This window comes from Shinella sp. WSC3-e (genome assembly GCF_945994535.1).
GTDB classification, from domain to species: domain Bacteria; phylum Pseudomonadota; class Alphaproteobacteria; order Rhizobiales; family Rhizobiaceae; genus Shinella; species Shinella yambaruensis.
Genome location: NZ_OZ000539.1, coordinates 58,236 through 78,092, shown reverse-complemented (window position 1 = coordinate 78,092; position 19,857 = coordinate 58,236). Strand labels below are relative to the sequence as shown.

The window sequence follows — 19,857 nt, the reverse complement described above, 5'->3', positions numbered from 1 at the left end:
TAAGTGAAAAAACGACGACAAAACTTGACCTAACAGTTTCACGCCGAGGAGGGAAAGGGCTTGTCAGAGCCCCGCGGCCTTGGTGAGGTTGACGCGGAACCGGTCGCGCCGGCGCTGGTAGCGGCGGGTCATTTCTGCCGAGGCATGGCCGAGCTGTTTTTGCACGTGGCGCTCGTCGACCTCCGCCGAGGAGGCGAGGCCGGCGCGCAGCGAATGGCCGGCAAACATCTGGCCGCGCTCAGCCTCGGAGAGATCGCCGCGCACGCCAGCAGCCAGCGCGGTTTTCTTGACGAGGCGTGCCACCTCCTGGTCGTTCAGACGGTCCGGCCCGACATCCTTGCCTTTCCCGGTTACGCGGCGGAAGAGGGGGCCTTTCGCGAGCCTCGCGAATTTTACCCAGGCCTCTAAAGCGGCGACGGGGCAGGTCGCGTCGGAAGAGCCGCGGCCGATCTCGACTTCGCGCCAGCCTGTCTTGCCACGCAACGTCAGCAGCGCGCCTTTGTCGAAGATTTCGACCCAACCGCGCCCGTCGTCCGTCTGGTCGCGCCCAAGGTCGAGTCCGGTGATTTCCGAACGGCGCAGGCCGCCGGCAAAGCCGAGGAGCAGCATCGCCCGATCGCGCATGCCACGCAGGGTTCTCCTCTCGAGTGTCTCGAGCATGGCGATCAGGTCTTCCGGCAGGATCGCTTCTTTCTGGCGCGGCGGGGTGGCGTGTTTGTTGCGAATGCCGGCCATGACGGTGGCGATAGCGCGATCCTTGCGATCGAGTTTTTGCGCGCCGCGCTGGGCATAGTTCCAGCCGATGGCGGCAAGGCGCCGCTCAATAGTCGAGACTGTGTTCGCTTTCATCCCACGCTCAGCCGTCCCGGAAGCACAGGCCGTGATGTAGAGCCCGACGACCTGCGATTCCGGGGGGAGAGGCGACAGGCTCTGCCGCCGGCACCAGGCGGTAAAATGCTTCCAGTCGGACGCATAGGCTTTGCGCGTGTTGGCGGAGCTGGCGGCCTCGACGTAGCCGCGGGCGCGGTCGGTGAGATCCTGCAGCTGGGCCGGCAGGCCGGCGCTCGCCGGAAGAGGGGAGGTGGGTGTTGCGGCGACGGCGGTGGAAATGCCGTCGGCCGCCGGCGTGCTGTGCGGCGGAGCAGAGCTTTCCGGAGAGTGAATTTCGCTGTTTTCGTCGATGATTTGGGACATTTCTCTATAATGAGCAAAATGAACGATAAGGCAACGTTATCCATCATTTTGTGCGCAAGACAAGCCGTGCGGTTAATGCGCAAAAGTCTGGTATAATCCGCACAATTGGCCTAGGATGCCGGTCATGGATTCGCCCGTTTCCGCCCCGACGTTCACGGCTGCCTTGCCTAGCTGGACCCTGCCGCGCGGCCGCGAGCCGGACGAACTTGCCGCCGCTTTCTCCGCCGGCATCGCCTTGAAATCGCTGGATGATCTCATTCGCTCCGAACCCGTCTGGGCCGGCTGCTGGCGCGCGCGCCAGGCCCTCAAATGTGCTGCCGTCGCGGTCCGGCTGATGGGGCGCAGCGAGGACGAGTCCGCCTTGCGCGACGCCGTTTGTTGACGACCGCCGGCGACGATCCCGGCCCGGCCGGAAAGGTGTTTTTGGCCACCAAAAGGCTTTCCACCCGAAAACCCGCCTTTTCCTCGAAAGCGGTGGCCGAGCTTGCCGATCTATTGGGGCTTGCCTGGGACGATCGGCTCACCGCGGTGGTCGACCATGCCGACGATGCGCTGCAATCGGGCCGCCCGGCGCCTCTTGCCGCGGCGGACTCGGTCACGGCCCTACATGCCGTGCGGCCGGATGCCGAACCGCTCGGCTGGATGCTGGCCGATCTGCTGATCGCGGCGCAGCTGAAATGGGATTGTGCCATGCCGCTGCTGATGGCCGAGCGCTATGGGCCGGCCTTCAAGACGCTTGGGGGCAGGGGGCGTGTCCGTCCGGGGGAAGCTGCCTTTGCCCGGGCCGTCTGCCTTGCCCTCGTTGAAGGGATAGGATCGGCCCTGCGCACCGCCGGCGAGATTGCTCGGCGGGCCGGGACGCTGCGCACCGCGGCGTCAAAGGTTCGCACGAGGGGCGCCGGCGCCGTCATCCAAGCGCTTCTCGATCAGGACGCCGTCGCCGCCTCGGCGCCTGGCAGCAATCTCTCGCGCTGGGCGGCGACCCCGGCTGTTCGACCGGCTGGGCCGCGGACCACGTCCTGGCGCAAACTAGGCGACCACCTTGCGACGGACGTATCGCGTTTCAATGTGGCACATGGCCGATGAGGTATTGAAAATTCGGGGTCCATCGTTGGCTGTGGAGCCTCACGTTCACAGCGACCATCAAATCTGCCGAGCGTGAGGTATCCACCTATGCGCTGACGGGTTGCCTTCCTTTGGAGCAAGGGCTCTGTCTTCTGGGAAATAGCGATGTTGTCCGATTTGGAAAAAGCTTTTTAAATTCAGTTATATAAATGTCAGCTGGCTTCGTCTAGCACATCGAGAATTTTCCTAAAATTTGAATCAAAAGTAATTCAAATACTGATTAAATTTGATTGATGTTTTATTTTCATTTAGTGCATGTTCTACCTTGATTTAAACTAAATTATTCTTCTAATTTTTGCGCAAGATCAAAGTATCAATGTCATTGTCCCATTATTGAACGAGGACAGAACAATGACAAAAACAATCAAGGTCAGTGCACTCGCATTTCTTTTCTCCATGGTCGCCGCACAGGCCATGGCCCTTCCCGCGGCGATGGAACTCGCTGGCAAGACTAGCCAGCCGATCGGCCACTATACATTCTGCAAGAAATATACCGAAGAATGCCAGCCCAACGGCGAGGACAAGGGCCCGATGGCTCTAACACAGGAAAACTGGAAGACTATCGTCAACGTGAACTATAACGCGAACGTGGATTATCTGCCACTGACGGACATGGAAATCTACGGCGTTGAAGAACTCTGGACCTACCCGCAAAGTGCCGCCGACTGCGAGGATTACGTTCTGATTAAGCGTAAGAAGCTTATCGAGGCCGGGATCTCGCCTTCCAACTTGCTGATCACCGTCGTTGTTCAGCCGAGCGGACAGGGCCACGCGGTGCTGACCCTTCGTACCGATCGCGGCGATTTCGTGCTCGACAATATGCGCAACAAGATCCTGCTCTGGTCGGACACCGAGTACCGATATCTGAAGCGTCAGTCCTCAGCCGATGCCGGCAAGTGGATCAAACTGCAGGACGGTCGTGCCGACGCCGTCGGTAGCGTCAAGTAGCGCCGCCGACTTCCCGAACTCACCGCTTTGAGGACGTGTCCGGACCCACTGTTACGATTGTCTATGGCGCTGACAACACCCGCTCTCGATCGTGTTCATGCCGCGTGAGAATCGAACGGTCAATCGCGATCCAAGGTAGAGCAATGGTTTCCGGATCCCGGCAACATGTTTCGGACAAATTGGCGCACGCGAGATATCCTGCTTTTTTTGAGTTGGCTTCTTTGATAAATCCTCGCCTTGTTTTATCACTATGAGCAGACATGCAACATGATGTCGGTCGGCCGGAAGATCGTGATTTTTCTGTTGATGATCTCTTTCCAGGTCGTCTCAGGCAATGCTTTTGCGAAGCCGCATATCGATGGTTCCTCTCTTCAGATCGTGGTTGCGCTGAACGCCAACGAAACCAGGCTCTTTCCCGAGAGTAAGGTTTTGGCCGTTTCCGATGCCGACCAACATGTTCGGAACTGGCAGCCGTCTGCTTATGTCGACTTGAACGAGCATAAGGCATGCGAGAAGCTTGCCTTCATCCTCCCCGCGCAACCGCGGTTCGAGAACCAGTACTATCTGATCCCACACCCTCCAAAGTCGTAAAAAAAGCGAATAACCCGGCAGCCCGTCAAGCCTTGCGCTTGTAGCCGGCTTCGCCGCATTGCGCCCATTGTTCCGGAATCTGTCATCCGGCAGCTCCGTGCCTCGGGTGTACCATTGCGGACAGACGCCACCGGGGCAACCGGGAACCTCTTTCATTCAAAGACCCGAGGTTAATTCCAGGGAGTCAGAAGTGCTTCTCTCCAAGAAGTTCGTTCGCCTTGCCGTTGTCGTCCCGCTGTTGCTCCTGCTGGGCGGTTGCAAAATGGTCGTCATGTCGCCTTCAGGCGATATCGCAAGGCAACAAGCGGATCTTATCGTTGTCTCGACGCTATTGATGCTGCTCATCATCGTACCGGTGATGTTTCTCACCCTCTTTTTCGCTTGGCACTATCGCCAGTCTAACAAAAGGGCGAAATACGACCCCAAATGGCACCATTCGACTGCTCTCGAGGTAGTGATCTGGTCGGCGCCATTGGCCATCATCATCGTGCTTGGTGCGATCACCTGGATCAGCACTCACAAACTCGATCCCTATCGTCCGCTCGACCGGATCGATGCGCAACGGCTGGTCACGGAAGATACAAAGACCATGACCGTGGAAGTCGTGGCGCTCGACTGGAAGTGGCTGTTCTTCTACCCGGAATATGGCATCGCTACAGTCAACGAACTCGCAGCGCCGGTGGACGTTCCGATCAGCTTCAAGATTACGTCATCATCGGTCATGAACGCTTTTTATGTTCCGGCGCTCTCGGGCATGATCTATGCCATGCCGGGCATGCAGACACGTCTCCATGCGGTCATGAACGTTCCTGGTGACTACGAGGGGCTTTCGGCCAATTACAGCGGCGGCGGCTTTTCGCAGATGCGCTTCAAGTTCCGCGGCTTGACCCAGGCTGACTTCGACACCTGGGTGACGCAAGTGAAGCGGGTAGGCACCACGCTTAATCGCGACAGCTATATGAAGCTGGAAAAGCCGAGCATCAAGGAGCCAGTGCGTTACTACGCCAGCGTCGACAGCGGACTCTACGATTCGATCCTGAATCTCTGCGCCACCCCCGGCACGATGTGCATGAACCAGATGATGCATATCGACAAGATGGGCGGTGGCGGTCTCGAAAGCGAGAAGAACAGGGAGAGGCTCGACTACGATACGCGCCGCGCGCCGCTCAGAGGTCTCGATGTATTCTATCCGCCTTTGACACCCGAGGCCGACGGAATTCAGGACGATGCCGTAACAGGATCAGCCTCCGAAGCAAGTGCGGTCACTGACGACCGAAGCGCCATGACCGCGTCGGAAGCGAGCCAGGCAGCAGTTGGCCATGTCATGCCAAACGGCACGGTCATGGACGGTAGTGTCCCGGCAAAAAACAGCACGCAAGGTGTCTCATTCGCGCCAACCAATGACATCTCCAATCCATGACCATCGGTTGACAGATACTGGAAACACGAATGCCTACGAACATCAGCATAATGGAATTCATTTTCGGCAGGTTGTCATGGGAGTCCCTTGCCTTCCTGCACGAGCCCATCCTCATGGTTACCTTCATCGTCGTCGCCATCGGCGGCGCCGCGATCCTCGGTACCGTCACCTACTTCAAGCTCTGGGGCTACCTTTGGAGGGAGTGGTTCACCAGCGTGGATCACAAGAAGATCGGGATCATGTACGTGGTCCTCGCGCTCGTGATGCTGCTACGGGGATTTGCCGATGCGATCATGATGCGCATCCAGCAGGCGATTGCCTTCAGCGGCAACGAGGGTTATCTGACGCCGAGCCACTACGACCAGATATTTACGGCGCATGGCGTCATCATGATCTTCTTCGTGGCCATGCCGCTGATCACTGGCCTGATGAATTATGTCGTGCCGCTGCAGATCGGCGCCCGCGATGTCGCCTTCCCCTTCCTCAACAACTTCTCTTTCTGGATGACTGTGGGCGGAGCCATCATCGTGATGATGTCGCTCTTCGTTGGGGAATTCGCCCGTACGGGCTGGCTCGCCTATCCGCCGCTCTCCGGCGCGGACTACAGTCCCGGCGTCGGCGTCGATTATTATATTTGGGGGCTACAGGTGGCCGGTGTCGGGACGACCTTGTCTGGCATCAACCTCATCGCGACCATCGTGAAGATGCGCGCGCCGGGCATGTCCTTCATGAAGATGCCGGTTTTCACATGGACCTCGCTTTGCTCCAACATCCTGATCGCCGCGACGTTCCCTATCCTTACGGCGACGCTCGCCCTTCTTTCGCTCGACCGTTACGTGGGAACAAATTTCTTCACGAATGATCTTGGCGGCAATTCGATGATGTATATCAATCTCATCTGGATCTGGGGCCATCCGGAGGTCTACATCCTCGTTCTGCCGGCCTTCGGCGTTTTCTCGGAAGTCGTATCGACTTTCTCCGGCAAGCGCCTGTTCGGATACACCTCGATGGTCTACGCGACCGTCGTCATCACCATCCTGTCCTATCTCGTGTGGGCACACCACTTCTTCACGATGGGTTCAGGCGCCTCTGTCAATGCCTTCTTCGGCATTGCCACGATGATCATCTCGATCCCGACCGGTGCGAAGATGTTCAACTGGCTGTTCACGATGTATCGAGGCCGCATCCGCTACGAGCTGCCCATGTACTGGACGATCGGCTTCATGGTCACATTCGTGATTGGAGGTATGACAGGTGTGCTTCTTGCCGTTCCTCCCGCGGATTTCGTGCTCCACAATTCGCTGTTCCTGGTTGCCCATTTCCACAATGTGATTATCGGTGGTGTATTGTTCGGTCTGCTCGCGGGCATTGTCTATTGGTGGCCTAAGGCGTTCGGCTACAGGCTCGATCCCTTCTGGGGCAAGCTGAGCTTCTGGTTCTGGCAGATCGGTTTCTTCTTTGCCTTCATGCCGCTCTACGTGCTTGGCCTGATGGGCGTCACTCGCCGCGTCAGCCAGTTCGACGATCCGTCGCTACAGATCTGGTTCATCATTGCAGCTTTTGGCGCTTTCCTGATTATGCTCGGCATCGTGGCGTTCCTGGTCCAACTCTTCGTCAGCTATGTGAAACGTGATCAACTGAAGGACGAGACAGGCGATCCATGGGATGGCCGCACGCTCGAATGGTCCACCTCATCCCCTCCACCTGAGTATAACTTCGCCTTCACTCCAATCGTTCATGACCTCGATGCATGGTCGGATATGAAAGAGCGAGGTCATGAACGCCCGGTCGATGGTTTCCAGGCCATCCATATGCCGAAAAACACAGGTACTGGCGTTGTTCTCAGCGGGCTTAGCGTCGTTCTGGCTTTCGCGCTGATCTGGTACATCTGGTGGCTGGCGGCGCTGTCCTTCGTGGCGCTCATGAGCGTCGCGATTGCCCATACCTTCAATTACAAGCGGGACTACCACATCCCAGTCGAGACGGTCGTCGAGACGGAGGCCGCCCGCACCGACCTGCTTGCAGGAAGGGCATGAGACCATGAACCAAACTCACGACACTTCGTCGGTAAAGCCGGAATTCTACCAGAAACAGGAACGTCATCCGGAAAATGCCACCAGCCTGGGCTTCTGGATTTATCTGATGGGCGACTGCCTGATCTTTGCCGTCCTATTCGCCACCTATGGCGTGATCGGGCGCAATTATGCGGCAGGCCCGTCGCCGGCCGACCTGTTCGACCTGACGCTCGTCTCCATCAATACGGCATTCCTGCTTCTGTCGTCGATCACCTTCGGTTTCGCCATGCTGCAGATGGAGCGTGGCGCCAGATCGGAGACGCTTTTCTGGCTGGCCGTTACTGGTCTCTTCGGCCTCGCCTTTATCGGGCTGGAACTCTACGAGTTTATCAAGCTGATCGGGGAGGGGGCCACGCCGCAGCGCAGCGGCTTCCTGTCGGCCTTCTTCGTCCTCGTTGGAACACACGGCCTTCACGTCACCATTGGCATTGTCTGGCTTGTGACGCTGATGGTGCAAATCGCCAGGTATGGACTGAGCTCGGAAAACTGCCGGCGGCTCTCTTGCCTCTCCATGTTCTGGCATTTCCTCGACGTAGTCTGGGTGGGCGTGTTTTCCGTCGTCTACCTGATGGGAGTTTTGATATGAGTTCGAATCCACACGCCCACGCGCACGGCAACCATGATCATGACCATCAACACGGTGGGCTCGGCCATGGCGGGACGCATGGGTCCTTTCGTGGCTACGTAACGGGCTTCCTACTTGCTGCGATACTGACTGCGATTCCGTTTTGGCTGGTGATGGGTAATGTCCTTGAAAACAAGACCGCGACGGGCGTCTTGATCATACTCTTCGCTGTGGTGCAGATCGTGGTCCACATGATCTACTTCTTGCATATGAACTCCCGCGCGGAAGACGGATGGACGCTAATGGCGCTAATTTTCACCGTCGTCATCATCTTTATCGCGGTTTCCGGCTCATTGTGGATCATGTACCACCTTAACGCGAATATGATGCCGATGACACCAGAAATGATGAAGAATATGCCGTAGCCAGCTCGCCAAGAACCCCGCTTACAGAACGAACAGACAGTCTTGGTTTAAAGTGGATCGCCTGGGAAGCGGTGCAGCGCATCAACCAGCCCGCGGAGATCCTCGCCGGTCCGATGCTCGTTGTCGCGACCATCGGTCTCCTCGTGAACCTTGTCGGCGCCTATGCGCTATGGTCCGGCGACAGCGGTGACAGCAACCTGCGCGTCGCGCTCCTTCACGTCGTCGGCGACCTTCTCGGATCGGTCGGCGCCATTGCTGCGGCCATCGGCATCATGCTCACCGGATGGAGCATCCTTGACCCATTTCTCTCGGTGCTGGTCGCCGGCCTCGTCATCCGCTCGGCCTGGGGGTTGGTTTCCGATTCCATCCGCGTGCTCCTGCAGGCCACGCCGAAAGGCATTGTTGCCCATGAAATCGAAGCGGGCCTGCTGAATCTGCCGGGCATCGCCGAGGGGGGCCACTTCCATGCATGGACCTTGACGGACGAAAGCATCGTCGCGACCGTCCACGTCAGCCCTAAGGAGGGGATCGACCCATTGACCCTGCCGTCGGTCGTCGCGTCCTTTCTCAAGGAAGGGCACGGCATCGATCATGTCACGGTCCAGGTGGACCCGCGGGGCGCGCTTCTCGCCCGGCACGCGTGATCGTGCCCTTCAATCAGCCGTCTGATCCAAAGCGATCCTGGTTGAAGGTGCTCGCAGTCGAAAGAGTGTGGGCAAACCTGAAAAAAAAAGTCTCTTGAAGCTCTAGTCGCTAGAGAGAGTAAACGTTGCCAAAAAGCTCGCGGACAAATGGGTATCGAGGCATGAAACACATGGCCGCTGCAACGCTCAGGGCGCAATTGAACCGATTCCGGCCGCAGCTGGGGGATCTTGTTACGAGCATTGTGGTAGCGGTTTACCTGCTGCTGTTCCTTAATGCCACCTTCTGGTCCAAGGCGGGGCTCTACCTGAAAAATGATCCTTCGGCCTATGCGGCGCTTTGGGTCGCCATCTTCGCGCTTTTTGCAATTGGCACAGTAGCTGTTTCAATAAAGTACATCATCAAACCGGTTCTCATACTCTACATTGCCGTGGCGACGGCGGCGGCGTGGTTTACGGATACCTACGGTGTATTTGTGGACACGGATATGGTGCGCAACGCTTTTGAAACGACCAAGGCGGAATCACAAGATCTGCTCACTCCAGGGCTCATTAAGCATTTTGCACTCTATTTCTTCCTGCCGACCGCATTTCTGACCTGGATACGCATCGTCCATCAGCCGTTCGGCCGTAAGATTCGTCAAAACGCGATAACGATCTTCGTCTGCTTTCTAGTTTTCGTGAGTTTGGGCGCGGCATTCTACAAGCCGTACTCAGCAGTTGTTCGTACCAAAAGAGATCTGATAAAAACGCTCAATCCAATCACGCCGCTTGTTAGCACGACAAAGTATATCCTCGGCGCAAGCCAGGAGATCATCATATCGGTGAAGCCGGTGGGTGGGGATGCAAAAATTGATGCGCGAGCAGATGGTTCCACCAAGCCTCGCGTCGCTATCATCGTCGTGGGAGAGACGGCACGCGCCGCGAACTTCTCCCTGGACTCGTACGCGCGTGAGACCAATCCGGAGCTCGCACGGCAAGACGTCATTTACTTTTCGAATGTTTCAAGCTGCGGCACGGCCACTGACGTTTCCTTACCCTGCATGTTCTCCAATCTGAAGCGATCGGGTTACGACCATAAGACCGGATTGGAGAACGAGAACGTCCTCGATGTTCTCGTCCGTGCGGGGGTTGATGTGACCTGGATGGAAAACAATACCGGCAGCAAGGGTGTTGCCGACCGAGTTCGCAACGTGATCATTACAGGATCGTCCGATTCACAGTTCTGCAAGGACGGTGACTGCAAGGACGAGATATTCTTGGAGAAGATCGATGAATGGCTGAACGGGATTACGAAGGACAGCGTCCTGGTGTTGCATCAACTCGGCAATCATGGTCCAGCTTACTACGAGCGTTATCCGGATGCGTTTCGAAAATTCATTCCTGACTGCCGGACGACGGAGCTTTCCCGATGCAAGGACTCGGAGATCGTCAACGCTTATGACAACGCCATTCTCTATACGGATTTCATCCTATCGAAGATCGTAGAACGTCTGAAGGCGCGGACAGTGACGCTATCCACCGGCTTCCTCTACGTTTCGGACCATGGCGAATCGCTCGGCGAGAATAATCTATACCTGCATGGCACGCCCTACTTCATGGCGCCAGACGAACAGACGCGTGTGCCGCTGATCGCATGGTTCGATCGGCAATTCGCCTCATCCATGGGGTTAAATCTCGATTGCCTGAAAAAATCTGCGACGATGCCGTTGTCGCACGATAATCTCTTCTCCAGCTTGCTTGGCATGATGAACGTCACGACCAAAGCCTACGAGCGTGATCTCGACATGTTCGCCGCCTGTCGCGGGGCATTGGCGGCCCTCCCGGGCTCCTGACCTCATTCAGAAACCTAAGAGCATATCGGGGGCGTGGGCGCCCGGCGTCGTGAGGCTTTTCAGCATACACAATCGTTGGCCTAATGTTTACGATATAGCCGCGCGAACGGTGACATTGTTCCGCGCGGCTATATCGTGAACGCGAGCTGGTCGGGATCGGCAGCGGACTCTTCGGCGAACGACGACACGGTGATGCCGAGAAGACGGATACCCTTTTCGGTCGGGAAAAGGCCATCGAGCAGCGCCGGTGCAATCGCTTCCATCTCACCCGCCGCCGCGACCGAGACGGCTGCCGTCCTGCTGCGGGTGATGGTCTGGAAGTCGGCATACTTCACCTTCAGCGTGACCGTTTTCCCGCGAAGGTCCTTTGCCTCACAATGCCGCCAGACCTTTTCGACCAGAGGTGTGATCTCTGCGCGCGCCGCCTGCAGATCGAAGATGTCGGTCATGAAGGTGTCTTCGGCCCCGACGGATTTGCGCGGGCGGTCCGGCTGGACCGGGCGATTATCGATGCCGCGGGCAATGTCGTGATACCAGCGCCCGGATTTTCCGAAATGCTCCTGAAGGAAGGCGAGGGGCTTCGCCTTCAAGTCGGCGCCCGTAAGGATGCCGAGCTTCTCCATCCGCGCCGCGGTCGCCGGCCCGACGCCATGAAACTTCTCGACCGCCAACTCATCGACAAAGCCGGGTCCATGTCTCGGCGTGATGACGGCCTGACCGTTCGGCTTGTTGAGGTCGCTCGCCATCTTGGCGAGGAACTTGCAATAGGAAATGCCGGCCGATGCATTGAGGCCGGTGACCTCCTTGATGCGTGCCCGGATGATGGTTGCGATTTCAGTGGCGATCGGGATGCCCTGCTTGTTTTCCGTCACATCCAAATAGGCTTCATCCAAGGAGAGCGGTTCGATCAGGTCCGTGTGCTCGGAGAAAATCTCGCGGATTTGCCCGGAGACGGCGCGGTAGACGTCAAAACGCGGCGGCACGAATATGAGGTCCGGGCAGCGCCGTTTCGCGGTCACGGACGGGAGGGCGGAGCGTACTCCAAAGGCGCGTGCCTCGTAACTGGCAGCAGCGACGACGCCGCGCGCCGCGGAGCTGCCGACGGCAACCGGCTTGCCGCGCAGGTCCGGATTGTCGCGCTGTTCGACGGAGGCATAGAACGCATCCATGTCCACATGGATGATGCGCCGGATCCTCTCTTCGCGTTCCGAATTCACTGCCGTCGTTTCGATCGCGTCCCGTCTGTCCATAGCCCCAGTTCGCGTGTTCTCGCATCCTTCTCGGACTGCGTCATTGCCACATCGAGCGCATCCGTGCACCCACATCGATGCGGACGTTCCGCGTGCTCCGTTCGCCGGCTGCTGCGCTGATCTTGGGCCAGCTTGTCACCTCGAAATATTGCAACAAGGTTGCAGGAATGAATCGGCTCTTTGAGACCGAGACGTAACGATCGCCCTGGGAATTCTGCCCATAGGTATAGAAGCGCAGCGGCGTGATGAGGGCGAGGCTGTCGCGCGCCCGCGTCATGCCGACATAGAGTAGCCGGCGTTCCTCTTCCAGCTCGGCGGTTGTCCCCGTGCCCAGGTCGGACGGAATGCAGCCGTCGATGACGTTGAGCATGAACACCGACCGCCACTCCTGTCCCTTGGCCGAGTGGATGGTTGAGAGGATCAGATAGTCCTCGTCGAGCAGTGGCACGCCGGCCTGGTCGCTGGTGGCGTCCGGGGGATCAAGGGTCAGTTCCGTCAGGAAGCGTTCCCGGCTTGGATAGCCGCTGGCGATCTGTTCGAGCTGAAGGAGATCGGCCTTGCGCGTGTCCGCATCCTCGTGAATGCGGTCGAGATGCGGCTCGTACCACATCCTCACCGCGCCGATCTCCGCCGGCCAGCCGGCCTCGGCCTTGCGCAAGGCGGAAACGAGCGTGACGAAGGCGGGCCAGTCGTCACCGCTCTTGGGCGGCGGCGGGATCTCGGCGAGCGACTGAAGCGGCTCTGGATCGGCGGTAATCGTGTCGAGGATCCTGCCGGCCGTCTGCGGCCCGACGCCCGGAAGAAGCTGGAGCAACCGGAAGCCGGCAACGCGATCGCGCGGGTTCTGGGCAAAGCGCAGAACGGCGAGCAGGTCCTTGACGTGGGCGGCATCGAGGAATTTCAAGCCACCGTACTTCACGAAGGGCACGTTCCGGCGGGTCAGCTCGATTTCAAGCGCGCTGGAATGGTTGGAGCTGCGGAATAGCACGGCCTGCTGCTTCAGGGGAACACCCACCTCGCGGTTGGCCAGCACCTGCTCGACGATATAGGCGGCCTGGTCCGTCTCGTCCTTCACCGTGACCAACAGCGGCCGCTGCTCCGATGCGCGATCGGTCCAGAGGTTTTTCGTATAGCGCTCCCGGGCCAGGCCGATAACGCCATTGGCCGCCGCCAGGATCGGCTGCGTCGAACGGTAGTTGCGGTCGAGCGTGATGACGTCGGCCGGCTTCGGCGAAAACTCGTTCGGGAAATCGAGGATATTGCGGATGGTCGCCGCACGGAACGAATAGATCGATTGCGCGTCGTCGCCGACGACCGTGAGGCCCCGCCCGCCCGGCTTCAGCGACATCAGGATGGCAGCCTGCAGGCGATTGGTATCCTGGTATTCGTCCACCAACACGTAATCGAAGCGACCGCCTACGTCGTCCGCCAGGTCCGGGTCCGAGAGCATCTGCGCCCAGTAGAGAAGGAGGTCGTCGTAATCCATGACGTTCTGCGCCTGCTTGGCTTCGACATAGCCGGCAAAAAGCTCCTTCAGCTCGCGCTCCCATTCGACAGCCCATGGATAGGAAGCCTTCAGGACCTCGCCGATCGACGCCTCCGAGTTGACCACCCGCGAATAGATCGCGATGCAGGTGCCCTTGGTGGGGAAGCGGTTTTCTGTCTTCGAGAATCCGAGCTGGTGGCGGACAATGTTCATCAGGTCCGCGCTGTCTTCTCGGTCATGGATCGTGAAATCGACACCGAGCCCGATCTGTTCCGCATACATGCGTAAGAGCCGTGCACCGATGCCATGGAAAGTCCCTGCCCATGCGAGTGCATCGGTCATGATCGCGGCATTATCGCCAAGCACCTGCCGGCAGATCCTCTGCACGCGGCGCGTCATTTCCGTAGCCGCGCGGCGGGAAAACGTCATCAGCAGGATGCGGCGCGGATCGGCGCCATTGACGATCAGATGCGCGACGCGGTGCGCTAGCGTGCTTGTTTTGCCGGAGCCGGCGCCCGCGATGATCAGCAGCGGCCCACCGATCGCGCCATCCGCCAGACCGACGCCATGCTCGACCGCCTCCCGCTGGCGGTCGTTGAGTTTGTCGAGATATGTCGCCGTCATGTGTCCCCAGCGCCTGAGAAAATTTTCCTGTCCCTCCGAGCGCCGGATATCCCCTTGATGCAGCTATCGGATTCGTTTCAACGCCTTAGCTGCGTGAAGACTTCCCGGTCGGAGGCTCGATTGACTCACTTCGCCAATCGGAACAAATAAAGAACGTATCAGCTTAAAGGACGGCTGAAAACCCTGAAGGAGCAACAATTCTGCCGTGGCCAACCATGCCCTCAATCCCGTGCTTGCCGAGCTTCGCGAGCGCATTGGCCAGCTTGAAGGCGGGGTCGCTCGCGCCCGCTCCGTGCTGCCCTTTGCCGTTCCGGAGATCGACCGGGCCTTGCCGGGAGGAGGGCTGGCCATCGGCGCACTGCATGAGGTTGCCGGCGGGGGAGGCGGCACGGTCGACGGTGCGGCTGCCGCGCTGTTTTCCGCGGGCGTCGCCGCCCGGACGAAGGGTAAGGTCTTGTGGTGCATGACGCGCCCGGACCTCTTCTTCCCGGCGATCTCGCAGGCCGGCCTTCATCCTGACCGGGTCGTTTTCTGCGAAAGCGATCGGGAGGTGGAGGTGCTGTCCTCCATGGAGGAGGGGCTGTCTTTCGGCGGTCTCTCCTGCGTCGTCGGCGAGCTCGTCCGCCTGTCGATGACAGCCTCGCGCCGCCTGCAGCTCGCGGCGGAGAAGACCGGCAGCATGGCGATCGTGCTGCGGCGCTGGCGGCGGCAAAACGAGGCGTCGGACTATGGGCAGCCGACGGCCTCAACCACACGCTGGCGCATCAGCACCTTGCCGTCCGAGCGGTTGCCGGTGGCCGGCGTCGGGCGGGCGCGGTGGCTGGCGGAACTGATGCGCGTCAAAGCAGGCGAATGCGCCGAATTCGAAATTGGAGCCCCTGATGACACGGGTCGTATCTGTCTACTTCCCACATCTGGCGACAGAGCGGATCAGACGACACGCTGGCGAAGCCTTGCCGGCTGACAAGCCGCTCGTCGTGATCGCGCGGCGTGGATCGAAGCGCTGGATCTCGGCTGCCGATCCGGCTGCCATGAAGCTCGGGCTGCGCGTCGGAATGCCGGCGAGCAAGGCGCAGGCCATGGTCGCCGATCTCACGATGGTCGATGCCGCACCGGCCGAAGATGCGGCCGCGCTCGAGCGGCTCGCGCTCTGGGCGCTTCGGCAATATAGCCCGGTGGTGGCCATCGATGGCGCTGACGGCCTGGTCATCGACACCGAGGGCGCCGACCATCTCCAGGGCGGCGAGGATCTCCTCATCACGGGCCTGGTCAATCGGCTGCGTGGCCATGGCCTGACAGCAAGAGCGGCCGTCTCGGATACCTGGGGCGCCTCGCACGCGATCGCCCGGCTGATCTCGGCGGAGGCGACCGTGGTTCCGGTCGGCAATGTGGCGAAAGCCGTGGTCGACCTGCCGATCCTCGCCTTGCGGCTTCCGGCCGAGACGGTCCAGGGCCTTCGGGTTCTCGGCATCGATACAGTCGGCCAGCTTTCCGCCATGCCGCGTGCGCCGCTCACCCTGCGCTTTGGGGCAGACCCAGCACGCCGGCTCGACCAGTTGTTCGGCCGGATCGCCGAGCCGATCGAACCGATCCGCACGCCGGAACTGGTCGAGGTGTCGAAAAATTTCGCGGAGCCCATCGGCGCGGCGGAGACCATCGCAAAATATGTCAGGCGGCTGGTCGATCAGCTCTCGGTCAAGCTGGCGGAGAATGGCCTTGGGGCGCGCCGCTGTGACCTTGCCATCCACCGGGTCGACAATACGCGCCAGCATCTTCGCGCCGGTCTCGCCAAGCCGGTGCGCGATCCAGAACGCTTGTCGAAACTGCTCTGCGATCGGATTGAGACGATCGATCCTGGCTTCGGCATCGAGAAGCTGGTTCTGGTGGCGGTCTTCGCCGAGCCGCTGGAAGAACGGCAGGTGGTCTCCTCGCTCATCGAGGAGGAGATTGCCGATATCACGCCCCTCGTCGACATCCTCGGCAATCGCGGTCATCGATTGTTCCGGGTCGCGCCGGTGGCCTCTGATGTGCCGGAACGATCGGTGCGGCGAATTCCCGCGACAGCGCCCGATATCGGTCAGATCTGGGCCAACAAATGGCCTCGGCCGTCGCGGCTGCTCGCAAACCCCGAGCGGATCGACGTCATGGCGCTCCTGCCGGACCAGCCGCCGGTCGTGTTCACCTGGCGCGGCAAAAGGCGAAAGGTCGTTCGCGCCGACGGCCCGGAACGGATCTTCGGAGAATGGTGGACGCGGCCGCGCGAATTCCAGGCCGTCAGGGACTACTTCGTGGTCGAGGACGAGCTTGGCGAGCGCTACTGGGTTTATCGTGCCGGCGACGGCATAGATCCGGAGACCGGCTCCCACCTGTGGTTCCTGCATGGGGTGTTCGGATGAAATACGCCGAGCTTCAGATCACGACGCATTTCTCGTTTCTGCGTGGAGCGTCCAGCGCCGACGAGCTGTTCGCGGCCGCGGCCGCGCTTGGTATCGACGCTCTTGGCGTTGTCGATCGCAACAGCCTCGCCGGCATCGTGCGGGCTTGGGAGGCGGCGAAGACGACCGGCGTGCGCCTTGTCGTCGGATGCCGGCTCGATCTCACCGACGGCATGTCGATCCTGGTCTATCCCATGGATCGACCGGCCTATTCACGCCTGACGCGGCTGCTGTCGCTCGGCAAGGCGCGCGGCGGCAAGGGCAATTGCCTGATCGATTTCGCGGACCTCTCCGAGCACGCCGCCGGCATGATCGGCGTGCTGGTCCCGGATGAGGCCGACGAGACCTGCGCGGTGCAACTGCGCAAGATGGCCGATCTCTTCGGTGATCGCGCCTATGTGAGCCTATGTCTGCGCCGCCGGCCGAACGACAAGCTGCGTCTTCACGGCATCGCCACGATGGCGGCGCGCCACAGGGTCAGGACCGTCGTCACCAACGATGTGTTGTTCCACGAGCCTGGCCGCCGCCAGCTCCAGGACGTCGTGACCTGCATTCGCACGCGCACCACCATCGATGATGTCGGGTTCGACCGCGAGCGCCATGCGGACCGATTCCTGAAGACGCCGGAGGAGATGCACCGGCTATTCGCCGACTATCCCGAAGCGCTGGCCCGTACCCGCGAAATCGTCGAGCGCTGCAAATTCGATCTCAAGGAGCTTCAGTACCAATACCCGGAAGAGGCCATCGTGCCCGGTCTCGATCCGCAGCAGTCGCTGGTGAAATTTACTTGGGAAGGCGCAGATGTGCGCTACCCCGAGGGCGTGCCGGAGAAGGTGCGGAAATCCCTGCGCGACGAGCTGGAGCTGATCCGGACGATGAACTACGCGCCCTATTTCCTCACGGTGTTCTCCATCGTCCGCTATGCCAGGTCGAAAGGCATCCTCTGCCAGGGACGGGGATCGGCCGCGAACTCGGCTGTCTGCTACTGCCTCGGCGTGACGTCGATCGATCCCGACACGAATGATTTGCTGTTCGAGCGTTTCATCTCTCAAGAGCGGGACGAGCCACCCGATATCGATGTCGATTTTGAACACGAGAGGCGGGAGGAGGTCATCCAGTGGATCTATGAGACCTATGGCCGGAGCCGAGCGGCCCTATGCGCGACAATCACTCGATACCGCGCCAAGGGTGCGTTGCGTGACGTGGGCAAGGCGCTCGGTCTCCCGGAAGACATGATCGGGCAACTCTCGTCGGGGATATGGAGATGGTCGGATGGCCTTTCCGAAAGCCAGTTGAAGGAGAACAATCTCAACACGGCCGATTACCGGCTGAAGCTGACGCTGGAACTGGCGCAGCAGCTCATGGGCGCGCCGCGCCATCTCGGCCAGCATCCGGGTGGGTTCGTCCTGACCCATGACCGGCTCGACAATCTCGTGCCGATCGAGCCGGCGCGCATGGACGATCGCCAAGTCATCGAATGGGACAAGGACGACATCGAGGCGCTGAAGTTCATGAAGGTCGATGTACTTGCCCTCGGGATGCTGACCTGCATGGCCAAGGCCTTCGCGTTGATGGCCGAGCACAAGGGCGATGTCCGCGATCTCGCTTCCATCCCTGCCGAGGATCCGCGGACCTATGCGATGATCCGAAAGGCCGACACGCTGGGCACTTTTCAGATCGAGAGCCGGGCGCAGATGTCCATGCTTCCGCGCCTGAAACCCCGCACCTTCTATGATCTCGTCATCCAGGTGGCCATTGTCCGACCGGGGCCGATCCAAGGCGACATGGTGCATCCCTATCTCCGCCGGCGAGAGGGCAAGGAGCCGGTCGAATACCCGACGCCCGAGCTGGAGGCTGTCCTGTCGAAGACGCTCGGCATACCGCTGTTTCAGGAGAGCGCCATGAAAGTTGCCATGGTCTGCGCCGGCTTCACCGGCGGCGAGGCCGACCAGCTCCGCAAGTCGATGGCGACGTTCAAGTTCTCCGGCGGCGTCTCGAAGTTCAAGGACAAGCTGGTCGCCGGCATGGTCAAGAACGGCTATTCGGCGGACTTTGCGGAACGGACCTTCAGCCAGCTTGAGGGATTTGGAAGCTACGGCTTTCCTGAATCTCACGCCGCCAGTTTTGCCTTGGTCGCCTATGCGTCGAGCTGGGTGAAATGCCATCACCCCGATGCCTTTTGTGCCGCACTCCTCAATTCGCAGCCAATGGGATTCTATGCCCCTGCTCAGATCGTCTCCGATGCGCAGGCACACGGCGTGGAGGTCCGGCCGGTCTGCATCAATGCGTCCCGATGGGATTGCACGCTCGAGGATACCGGCGACGGTGACAAGAAGGCTGTCCGCTTGGGTATGCGCATGGTGAAGGGTCTTTCGACGGCCGACGCTGCCCGGATCGTGACGGCGCGCACCGACGAGCCGTTCTCTTCTGCCGATGACGTCTGGCGCCGCTCCGGCGTTCCGACGGCCGCGTTGGTGAAGATGGTGGAGGCGGATGCGTTTCTGCCATCGCTACAGCTTCAGCGCCGGGACGCGCTTTGGGCGATCAAGGCCCTGCGTGACGAGCCGCTTGCCCTTTGGACCGCAGCCGCTGAGCGCGAAGCCCGCCAGGTTGCTGAAGCACAAGAGCCCGACGTGCATCTGCCGTCGATGAAGGCGGGGCATGAAGTTGTCGAGGACTATTCCCATATCGGATTGACCCTCCGTCAGCATCCGGTTTCCTTCCTCCGCGAGGATCTTCGCCGGAAGCGGATGGTGACCTGCGCCGAAGCAATGGCTGCGCGAGACGGTCAATGGCTGATGAGCGGTGGGCTCGTGCTGGTGCGCCAGCGTCCGGGCTCGGCCAAAGGTGTCATGTTCATGACGCTCGAGGATGAGACGGGCATCATCAACGCGGTTATCTGGCCGAAGGTGTTCGAGCGCCAGCGCCGGCTCGTGCTCTCCAGCTCGATGTTGGCGATCAATGGAAAGATCCAGCGCGAAGGCGACGTGGTGCATCTGGTTGCGCAACGTCTGTTCGATCTCTCTGAAGACCTCGGCCGCCTGGGCGAGCGAGACGAGCAGTTTCCCTTGCCCCACAGACGAGGGGATGAGTTCGCCCATGGCAATGGCGCGCCGGATCCGCGTGATCGGCCAAAGGCGGCAGTGTCGGCACGTGAGATATACGTGCCGGACTTGCTGATCGATCGGTTGAAGGTCAAGAGCCGAAATTTCCATTGATCGCCCACACCCAGATATGGTTGAT

14 protein-coding genes and 1 pseudogene are annotated in these 19,857 nt (G+C 60.1%); 12 read left to right on the top strand and 3 right to left on the bottom strand.

From position 1 onward, the window contains the following. Window positions 1-63: 63 nt before the first annotated feature. Complete coding sequence (locus AABF56_RS37225; protein WP_272809701.1) at window positions 64-1,194, bottom strand: tyrosine-type recombinase/integrase; 1,131 nt, start codon at window positions 1,192-1,194, stop codon at window positions 64-66. Between the two features lie 115 nt (window positions 1,195-1,309). Between AABF56_RS37225 and AABF56_RS37220 the strand changes: the two are divergent. The 9 genes and pseudogenes from AABF56_RS37220 (at window position 1,310) to AABF56_RS37180 (ending at window position 10,819) form a co-directional block, all read left to right on the top strand. Then, a pseudogene (locus AABF56_RS37220) lies at window positions 1,310-2,280 on the top strand (DUF1403 family protein). 390 nt (window positions 2,281-2,670) lie between these two features. Next, window positions 2,671-3,267, top strand: coding sequence for a transglutaminase-like cysteine peptidase (locus tag AABF56_RS37215; RefSeq protein ID WP_242225005.1), 597 nt, complete (start codon window positions 2,671-2,673; stop codon window positions 3,265-3,267). A gap of 267 nt (window positions 3,268-3,534) precedes the next feature. Then, window positions 3,535-3,858, top strand: a complete 324-nt coding sequence (locus AABF56_RS37210; RefSeq protein WP_242225007.1) for a hypothetical protein — start codon at window positions 3,535-3,537, stop codon at window positions 3,856-3,858. A 262-nt stretch (window positions 3,859-4,120) separates the two neighbouring features. Then, entirely contained in the window at window positions 4,121-5,278 is a 1,158-nt protein-coding gene (cyoA, locus tag AABF56_RS37205) for a ubiquinol oxidase subunit II (protein ID WP_242225025.1), read from the top strand. A 29-nt stretch (window positions 5,279-5,307) separates the two neighbouring features. Beyond that, complete coding sequence (gene cyoB / locus AABF56_RS37200; protein ID WP_242225009.1) at window positions 5,308-7,314, top strand: cytochrome o ubiquinol oxidase subunit I; 2,007 nt, start codon at window positions 5,308-5,310, stop codon at window positions 7,312-7,314. A 4-nt stretch (window positions 7,315-7,318) separates the two neighbouring features. Then, window positions 7,319-7,939: a cytochrome o ubiquinol oxidase subunit III gene (cyoC, locus tag AABF56_RS37195; protein ID WP_023515137.1), complete on the top strand. Its 621-nt coding sequence runs from the start codon at window positions 7,319-7,321 to the stop codon at window positions 7,937-7,939. Then, on the top strand, window positions 7,936-8,343 hold the full coding sequence (cyoD, locus tag AABF56_RS37190; protein ID WP_242225011.1) for a cytochrome o ubiquinol oxidase subunit IV: 408 nt from the start codon (window positions 7,936-7,938) through the stop codon (window positions 8,341-8,343). The genes cyoC and cyoD overlap by 4 nt, the downstream gene beginning before the upstream one ends. A gap of 71 nt (window positions 8,344-8,414) precedes the next feature. After that, on the top strand, window positions 8,415-8,987 hold the full coding sequence (locus AABF56_RS37185; RefSeq protein ID WP_338341969.1) for a cation diffusion facilitator family transporter: 573 nt from the start codon (window positions 8,415-8,417) through the stop codon (window positions 8,985-8,987). Between the two features lie 161 nt (window positions 8,988-9,148). Continuing rightward, window positions 9,149-10,819 carry a phosphoethanolamine transferase gene (locus tag AABF56_RS37180; RefSeq protein WP_242225013.1) on the top strand — a complete coding sequence of 557 codons (1,671 nt, stop codon included), beginning with the start codon at window positions 9,149-9,151 and terminating at the stop codon, window positions 10,817-10,819. Window positions 10,820-10,947: 128 nt separating this feature from the next. Here the strand turns inward: AABF56_RS37180 and dinB are convergent, their stop codons facing one another. Beyond that, complete coding sequence (gene dinB / locus AABF56_RS37175) at window positions 10,948-12,069, bottom strand: DNA polymerase IV (protein ID WP_242225015.1); 1,122 nt, start codon at window positions 12,067-12,069, stop codon at window positions 10,948-10,950. A 40-nt stretch (window positions 12,070-12,109) separates the two neighbouring features. After that, entirely contained in the window at window positions 12,110-14,179 is a 2,070-nt protein-coding gene (locus AABF56_RS37170) for an ATP-dependent helicase (RefSeq protein WP_242225016.1), read from the bottom strand. A gap of 205 nt (window positions 14,180-14,384) precedes the next feature. On the opposite strand from AABF56_RS37170, the gene AABF56_RS37165 reads away from it, so the two are divergent. The 3 genes from AABF56_RS37165 to AABF56_RS37155 are packed head-to-tail and all read left to right on the top strand — an operon-like array spanning window position 14,385 to window position 19,832. After that, window positions 14,385-15,143, top strand: a complete 759-nt coding sequence (locus AABF56_RS37165; protein ID WP_242224947.1) for an ImuA family protein — start codon at window positions 14,385-14,387, stop codon at window positions 15,141-15,143. Then, a complete protein-coding gene (locus AABF56_RS37160) occupies window positions 15,061-16,575 on the top strand; it encodes a Y-family DNA polymerase (protein WP_242224950.1) in 1,515 nt (504 codons plus the stop codon). Before AABF56_RS37165 ends, AABF56_RS37160 begins: the two co-directional genes overlap by 83 nt. Continuing rightward, a complete protein-coding gene (locus AABF56_RS37155) occupies window positions 16,572-19,832 on the top strand; it encodes an error-prone DNA polymerase (RefSeq protein WP_242224952.1) in 3,261 nt (1,086 codons plus the stop codon). The genes AABF56_RS37160 and AABF56_RS37155 overlap by 4 nt, the downstream gene beginning before the upstream one ends. Window positions 19,833-19,857: the final 25 nt, after the last annotated feature.